The organism is Acidimicrobiia bacterium (assembly GCA_009694375.1).
Classification (GTDB): Bacteria; Actinomycetota; Acidimicrobiia; order Acidimicrobiales; family VFJN01; genus VFJN01.
The window spans coordinates 37,855-45,088 of sequence record SHVB01000019.1 but is presented as its reverse complement, the minus strand read 5'-3'; the positions used below and the strand labels follow the sequence as shown (position 1 = coordinate 45,088).

Genomic DNA, 7,234 nt, shown 5'->3' with positions numbered 1-7,234 from the left:
AGGGCGGGCACGAACTGATGCGTCTCACCGGGGAAGAACCCGTAGAAGCGTTCGAAGCCGCGGCCTAACGGCCAGCGGTCGCGGCGAGCCCCGAGGTGCTCTTCGTCTTCCGGCGTGAGGTGCCACTTGCCCACCGCCCACGCCGCGTACCCCTGCGGCACCAACATGGCCGGGAGCATCGAGCACGACGGGGGGATGCGAGCGTCGTAGCCGGGGAAGCCCGTGGCCAAATCCACGATCCGACCCATGCCCACGGCGTGGTGGTTGCGCCCGGTGAGCACGCAGGCCCGGGTGGGCGAACAGAGCGCGGTCGTGTGGAAACTCGAATAGCGGAGTCCCCCCGCCGCCAGCCGATCAATGGTGGGAGTGGCGATGGCGGATCCGTAGCACCCGAGTTGGGCGAACCCAACGTCGTCGAGGATGACCAACAGCACATTCGGCGCACCGGCGGGGGGTCGCGGTTCGGGGGGCCAATGGGCCTCAGAGTCCCAGTGATAGCGACCGATCCGACCCTTGAACTCCTCTGGTTCCACGCGGGTCCTCTCCTTAGCAGCGGTACACGCGCTCGGCATTGGTGGCGAACAACTGGGCGCGGTCCTGGTCGTTCAGCCCGGCGGTCACCGTGGCAAAGGTGGTGTAGAGCTCGTCGAAACTGCCGTGCATCCCATCCACCGGGAAATTACTGGCGAACATGCACCGATGAACCCCGAAGGCTTCGATGGCGTACTCGAGCCAGGGGGCAAAGGCCGCCACCTGCATCGACCCCAGCGGCATCGCCAACCCCGACAGTTTGCACACCACCTGCTCACCGGTCCCGGCCAGGGCGGCGATACCGGCCTTCCACAGCGCGAACTCCTCGGGGGTGTTGGCCCGGGGCCAGCCGGTGTGTTCCACCACCACGACGAGACTCGGAAAGTTCTCCAGGCCAGCGGCGGCGGCGAGAAGTTGATCGGGCTGCGCCATCAACTCGAACACCAGACCCCGCTCTTGCAGGCCCCGCAGCACCTCGGCGGCGGGAAGGGGACCACCGCTCATCCCCATGGGACGGACACCCCGAAAGCGTGACGCGGCCATCTGCTCGTCGATCAGGGCCAGGGCCTGCGCAACGGTGTCGGTAGGGGGAAGGCCGCCGATGATCGCCGCCAGAAGGCCATCGACTTGCGCTCGCTCGTCGAGTTCGAGCGTCTCGGCGATCGAGTGGCCACCCGTGGCGGCGGCCACGTTCACCAGTTTTTCCACGTTCCACCCCCCCGACTCCGCCCGGTAGATGGGCACGTCGAACCGGCGCGACATCCCCGATACGTCGCCCATGTTCAGGGCTTGACGACCCGAGAGATACGGGTACCAGTCGGTGCGGGCCGGATCCCACAGGTGCACGTGCGCATCCACCACCCGGGTGGGGCGAGCGGTCATCGACCCACCAGCGCTCGCAACGTGGCGTCGAACCACTCGGGGAGTTCCGGACCTCCAAAGACGATGCTGCCGCTCGGGTGCGGGTGGCTACGCAGGCCGCACCAGCCAGCGCCCGTCACCAACTCCGCCCCAGCGAGGTCGATGCCCGCGGGGCTGCAAAGGAGGTGGGCGGTGAGTTCGCCGATCGGACCGAGGGCATCGTCACCCAGCGCCTCCATGCTCACCGCGAACGCCGCCACGCGCTCGCCGGTGGCTCGCCGAGAGGAGCGCGCCAACTGCGCCGAGGACTGGGCCCGGCTGCGGCCGCCGGCGGTGGTGGCATCGGTGAGGGTCACCAGCCGAAGCGGGCGGTCCGCCGCCGCCGCGTAATCGGCCACGGCGCGCACCCACCCGGCGTCGCGGTGGATGTGGTCCACCACTTCGGCGTGCTCGGCGAGCAACCGCTCCCAACCACTCGCCCCCCCGGGCGCGCCGGGGGTGCCGTCGAGGGCCACCACCACCGCATCGGGGGCGCCCACCCGGCTGACCGTGGCGGCTAACGCCTCGGCCGCCCCCGCGAACCCGCTCGCCGGGGCGGCGGCGACGGCGGCGCAGGTGACACCCCGGGCCGCGAGGGCCGCGGTGACCGCCGCCGCCACCCCCGGCGATTCGCCCACGATGAAGCACGAACCCACCTTCCCCGCCCGGCCTTCCACTGCACCGGGATCGTCGAAGATCGTGGCCAGGCGCGGATTGCTCCCGCCGTTGGTGAGCTGCGTTGCCTCGGCCGGAGCCAGTACCGCCGCCGCGGCGGCCTCGAAAAGATGCGGCAGCGACCTCACGTCGTCGCTGCGAATGACCTCCAACAGTTGGGGTTCGTCGATCAATGCCACCTCCGACCCGCCCGCAAAGAGCACGCGGCCGTTGCACCACCCCACGTCCGCCCCCACCAGGTATGCCCCCAACGGTCCCAAATCCTCCGGTGCCGGCATCGACCCAAGCGACAGCCCGCCCGTTGCCGATGTACCCCCACCACCTCCGCCAGCGCTCCGGGCCCGGCCGAGCGCGGCGGTGACCATCCGGGTCAGCGCGATCGGTGACACGGCGTTGACCGTGACGCCGGGCGGCGCTTCGTTGCCCATCTGCCAGGTAAGGGAGGCGACGGCCCGCTTGGCACACCCGTAGGCCCCGGTGTCCGCTGGTCGCCACCCCGAGCCCGAGGTGACCCCGAGGACTCGGCCGTAGCGGGCCTCCGCCATGATCGGTAGCGCGGCGGTGAGGATGTTGAGGTACCCCTTGAGGTGCACCTCGAGCACCCCCCGCCAGTCCTGCTCTGTGCCCTTGGCGAAGCTCGTCGGCCGGGTGATACCCGCCACGTTCACCACCGCATCAAGCCGGTCCAGGTTCTCGAATAGATCGCGCACAGCCGCACCATCGGTCACCGACACCCCCGAGGCCCGGGCCGCGCCGCCGGCCGCAATGATGCGGCCTGCGGTAGTTTCGGCGGGGGCCGGGAGTTGCTCGGTGCCATCGAGGGACACCAGCGGGTCCATCGTGACCACGAAGGCGCCCTTCCGACCCAGTTCGGTGGCGATGGCCGCGCCGATGCCACCACCCCCGCCGGTCACCACCACCACCGGCTGCCCGGCGGCGGGTGCACCCGATCCGGTCATCGTGCCACCGGCCCAACCTCAAGCTCTAGGCCTTCACAGTCGCCCCGTTGGAGCCACTGCTCCAGCAACTCGCGATACCCGAAATAGTCGCCGTAGCCGCGGCCGTAGTTGCCGTTGCGCGGGTTCAGCGACTGGGGGTTGCCTTCCTGATTGATGCGCGACGGCGTGCAGGCCGACATCACCGCGCTCCCATCCACGAAGGAGTCCACGATCTTCTGACTCCACGCCTCCTCGGCCTCGGCGCGCACATCGAAAATCCTGACGCCGGATTGTTCGAGGATGCCCACCGCTCCGCCGATGAACTGCGCCCCCAACACCGCAAGTTGGGTGTAACTCACCGTCACCACCGCCTGCTGACCGGGCGCGGGCATCATGAACAAGTTGGGGAATCCACGGCTCATCATCCCAAAGAGGCTGGTCGCACCGGGGCCCCACTTTTCTGCCAGGCTCACGCCCCCCCGACCAATGATGTCGTGGCCGGCCCGCCGAAACAGCGGGGTGAGTTCGGCTTCGAAGCCCGTGCCGTAGATGAGCAAGTCCACGTCGTAGGTCTCGCCGTTCACCACCGGGCCTCCTTCGCTGATCCGGTCAATACCGGCCGGACAGTCCACCAGGGTCACATTGGCCCGGTTGAACGCCTCCAGGTACTCGTCGTGAAAACACGGACGCTTGCACAGGTAGCGGTAGTACGGCTTGAGCGTCTCGGCGGTCACAGGATCGGTGACCACCTCGGCCACGCGCCGCCGGTGTTCTTCCATGATCCCGTAGTCCACTTCCTCGCCGTTGCGGAGGTACTCCTCGAGGGTCATGCCCTTCCAACGGGGCGGGTGATGCACGGCGGCGTAGTGGCGTGTCCATCCGTCATTGGTGAGATCAGCCTCCACGGGCTGACCCAGCATCACGGCCTGGAAGTTATCCATCCGGGCCTGCTGCCAGCCCGGCGACCGCGCCTCCGCAAACTCCGTCGCGGTAGGTCTATTGCCCCGTACCCCCACCGCGGAGGGCGTGCGCTGAAACACGTAGACCGCTTGGGCGGCTTCGGCGAGGGGCGCTAAGCACTGGATCCCGCTGGCCCCGGTGCCGATGAGCCCCACGACCTTGTCGCCGAGGTCATCCAGCGGCTCCCCCGGGCCACCTCCGGTGCGGGCGTAATCCCAGCGCGCCGTATGAAACGACTGTCCCTCGAACTGCTCCATGCCGGCAATGGCGGGCAGTTTCAGGAGGTTGAGAATCCCCACCGCCAGCACGTAGTAGCGGGTGGTGAAGGCGTCGCCGCGATCGGTGCTGATACGCCACCGGGCGGCGCGGTCGTCCCACTCCGCACGGGTTACCCCGGTGTGAAAGAGCGCGTTCGCCTCGAGGTCGAATCGGTCGGCGATGGCCTGCAGGTGGAGCCGAATCTCCTCCCCCGACGCGTACCGACTCGTCGGGACGTACCCCAACTCTTCGAGCATCGGCAGGTAGATGTACGACTCGACGTCGCACATCACGCCCGGGTAACGATTCCAGTACCAGGTGCCGCCGAGGCCGCCGGCCTGATCCACGATGCGGATCTGCTCGATACCGGCCTGGCGGAGTTGGACGCCGGCGAGGATCCCGGCCATCCCGCCGCCCACGATCACCACCTCAACGTCGTCGCGCCGCGGGTCTCGCGCGGCAACGGGGGTGAAGGGATCTAGCCGGAACGCGCCGAAATGGGCATCATCGGAGAGGTCCTGGATGTCGGCCCTTCCCGAGACGAGGCGCTTGTCTCGCTCGGCCCGATAGCGAGCCCGCACCACCTCCGGGTCGTAGCCCTCGGCTTCCCCCCTACCTGACATGAGTGTCAGATTAGCCATCCTCCACTACCGTGCGGTCGTGGACCTGGGCCTGCGTGACCGCGCCGCGATCGTGACCGGCGCCAGCCGAGGCATCGGCCGGCAGGTGGCACGGGCCCTCGCGGCGGAGGGCGCTCGGGTACTCCTGTGCGCCCGAGATGCCGACGCGCTCGCCGCGGTGGTGGCGGAGCTCGACGGCGCCGGGGCCGCCTGGCCCGTCGATGTGACCAACCCCCACGCCGCCGAGGAGATCGTGACGGAATGTCAACGCCGCTTCGGCCGAGTGGACATCGTGGTGAACAACGCCGGAGGCGCCACCGCCAAGCCGCTCGCCAACCTCACCGCGCAGGACTGGCAGGAGGGCCTGGAGTTGAACTTCCTCGCCGCTGCCCGGCTGTCGGTGGCGGCGGTACCGGTGATGCAGGCCGCCGGGTGGGGCCGACTCGTCCACGTGGCCTCCATCAGCGGTCGCGAACCCGACCCGCTGTTTGCGCCCTACGCCGCCGCCAAAGCCGCCCTGTTGAACCTGTCCACCTCTCTCTCCCGCGCCTTCGCCGCCGAGGGGGTGCTGAGCAGTTGTGTCATCCCCGGGGTGACCATCACCGAATTGGTGGAAGCCAACGCCGCCGCCACCGCCGCCCGCACCAACCGATCCGCCTCCGAGATCATGGAACGCATGCTGGCCAAGCACGACATCGCCACGGGTCGCTTCGGCACACCCGAGGAGATCGCGAGCGCCGTCGTGTTCTTGGCCTCGGACCAGGCCCGCTGGATCACCGGCGCCACCCTCGAAGTGGACGGCGGCACCCTCCACTCGATCTAGCCCGGTGAGGGTTACCGCGCCCGCCGCGCTTCAGACCAAACCCGCCAGGTCGGCCCGGATGATCTTTCCCATGGCGTTGCGCGGGAGGGCCTCGACCACCACGAAGCGCTCGGGAATCTTGTAGCGGGCCAGGTTGGCGAGGCAGTGCTCACGGGCGGCGGCTTGGCCGAACACCGCCCCGACGGCAGGCTCCACGAGGGCCAGCACGCGTTCCCCCAATCGCTCGTCGGGGACGCCGATCACCGCACAGGCACCCACCTCGGGGAGTTCGTGCAGCACGCGCTCCACCTCGGCGGGGTACACGTTGGCTCCGCCACGAATGATCACCAGGCTCTGGCGGTCGCGGACATGCAGGTAGCCGCGGTGGTCGAGGAACCCGAGGTCGCCGGTATGCAACTCCCCCCCGGCCAGCGCGGCGGCGGTGGCCTCGGGGTGGTCCCAGTAGCCCAGCATGAGGCGATACCGGTCATCGGCGGGGGCCACACAGATCTCGCCGGTCTCACCGGGGGGCACCGTGGCCCCGTCGGGGGCTGCGATACGCACGCGCACATGCGGCAGCGGGCAGCCCGATGCGCCCGACCGATGCGGCCCGTCGGGTGCGTCGATGCTCACCACGGTGGGGGCCTCCGTGAGGCCGTAGGTGGCCAGCACCGGCCGGGAAAACTTCGCCTCGAACGCCTGCCGGATGGCTTCGGGGCAGTCGGCCCCGCCCGTCCACACCTCGCGCAAAGTCGCGAGGTCGCTGGGGGCCACCGAGGATTCGGTGGCCAGGCTGTGCAGTAGCGCCGGCGGCCCATTCCAGGTGGTGACCCGCTCAGTGCGGATCCAATCGGCCACGCCCTCCGCATCGATGCGGTCCATCACGATCGAACAGCCACCGGCCTGCGAGACGAGCAAGGTGGTGAGCACGGCCATGTTGAGGACGGTGAACGGGAAGCAGTCGCCCTTGCGCAATTCGGGGCCGTACCCCCGGGTTTCCACCAGCACCGCGCCCGGCACCAGCAGGTTGTGCTGGCTGTGCACCGCTCCTTTGGGATGACCAGTGGTGCCGCTGGTGTAGGCGATGCCGGCGGGGGCAAAAGGATCCGGCGACCGGTCCACCGGCCTCGGATCGCCCGCCGCGCAGGCCTCTCGCCACCCCGACAGGCCGAGTACCGGCACCCCCATCGCCGGGAGTTCGTCGTCGCACAGCAGCCACGATGCCCCCGAGTCGGTGAGGAGAAACCGCTTCTCGGGCGGGGCCAGGGCCCGGTTCACCCCCACCCACACCGCCCCGAGGCGCATGGCGCCGTGGAAGGCGATCACCACATCAGCCTCGTTGGGCAGCGACGCCGCCACGCGGTCGCCGGGGCCGATCCCCATCTCGGCGAGCGCGTGGGCCGCCCGGTTGGCCTCCCGATCCAACTCGGCATAGGACAGGCGTCGAGTGCGGGTGACGAGCGCCTCACGATCCGGATCGGCGGCCAGTGCTGCATCGAGAACACGGGCCACCGAAGCCGGAACGGACCTCATGGAAACGAACGGTAGTC

Annotated in this window: 6 protein-coding genes; 1 reads left to right on the top strand and 5 read right to left on the bottom strand. The window is 69.4% G+C overall.

What is annotated here, in order from left to right:
• From EXQ71_10880 to EXQ71_10865, 4 genes are all read right to left on the bottom strand, one after another.
• Nucleotides 1-572 (bottom strand): arylsulfatase (locus tag EXQ71_10880; protein ID MSO88003.1); only part of this gene is annotated, 572 nt, incomplete at its 3' end.
• Nucleotides 547-1,413 carry a hydrolase gene (locus EXQ71_10875; protein MSO88002.1) on the bottom strand — a complete coding sequence of 289 codons (867 nt, stop codon included), beginning with the start codon at nucleotides 1,411-1,413 and terminating at the stop codon, nucleotides 547-549. The genes EXQ71_10880 and EXQ71_10875, both read right to left, overlap by 26 nt.
• Nucleotides 1,410-3,065, bottom strand: coding sequence for an SDR family oxidoreductase (locus EXQ71_10870; GenBank protein ID MSO88001.1), 1,656 nt, complete (start codon nucleotides 3,063-3,065; stop codon nucleotides 1,410-1,412). The genes EXQ71_10875 and EXQ71_10870 overlap by 4 nt, the downstream gene beginning before the upstream one ends.
• Entirely contained in the window at nucleotides 3,062-4,903 is a 1,842-nt protein-coding gene (locus EXQ71_10865; protein ID MSO88000.1) for an NAD(P)/FAD-dependent oxidoreductase, read from the bottom strand. The genes EXQ71_10870 and EXQ71_10865 overlap by 4 nt, the downstream gene beginning before the upstream one ends.
• Here EXQ71_10865 and EXQ71_10860 point away from each other — a divergent pair.
• Complete coding sequence (locus EXQ71_10860) at nucleotides 4,884-5,705, top strand: SDR family oxidoreductase (protein ID MSO87999.1); 822 nt, start codon at nucleotides 4,884-4,886, stop codon at nucleotides 5,703-5,705. The two genes, EXQ71_10865 and EXQ71_10860, sit on opposite strands and share 20 nt — an antisense overlap.
• A gap of 30 nt (nucleotides 5,706-5,735) precedes the next feature.
• Here EXQ71_10860 and EXQ71_10855 read toward each other — a convergent pair whose 3' ends face one another.
• Nucleotides 5,736-7,217: a long-chain fatty acid--CoA ligase gene (locus tag EXQ71_10855; protein MSO87998.1), complete on the bottom strand. Its 1,482-nt coding sequence runs from the start codon at nucleotides 7,215-7,217 to the stop codon at nucleotides 5,736-5,738.
• Nucleotides 7,218-7,234: the final 17 nt, after the last annotated feature.

Bases quoted from the DNA above. Each gene is read 5' to 3' on its own strand.
- EXQ71_10855 (MSO87998.1), bottom strand. From the start codon at position 7,217: ATGAGGTCCGTTCCGGCTTCGGTGGCCCGTGTTCTCGATGCAGCACTG.
- EXQ71_10870 (MSO88001.1), bottom strand. From the start codon at position 3,065: ATGACCGGATCGGGTGCACCCGCCGCCGGGCAGCCGGTGGTGGTGGTG.
- EXQ71_10860 (MSO87999.1), top strand. From the start codon at position 4,884: ATGAGTGTCAGATTAGCCATCCTCCACTACCGTGCGGTCGTGGACCTG.
- EXQ71_10875 (MSO88002.1), bottom strand. From the start codon at position 1,413: ATGACCGCTCGCCCCACCCGGGTGGTGGATGCGCACGTGCACCTGTGG.
- EXQ71_10865 (MSO88000.1), bottom strand. From the start codon at position 4,903: ATGGCTAATCTGACACTCATGTCAGGTAGGGGGGAAGCCGAGGGCTAC.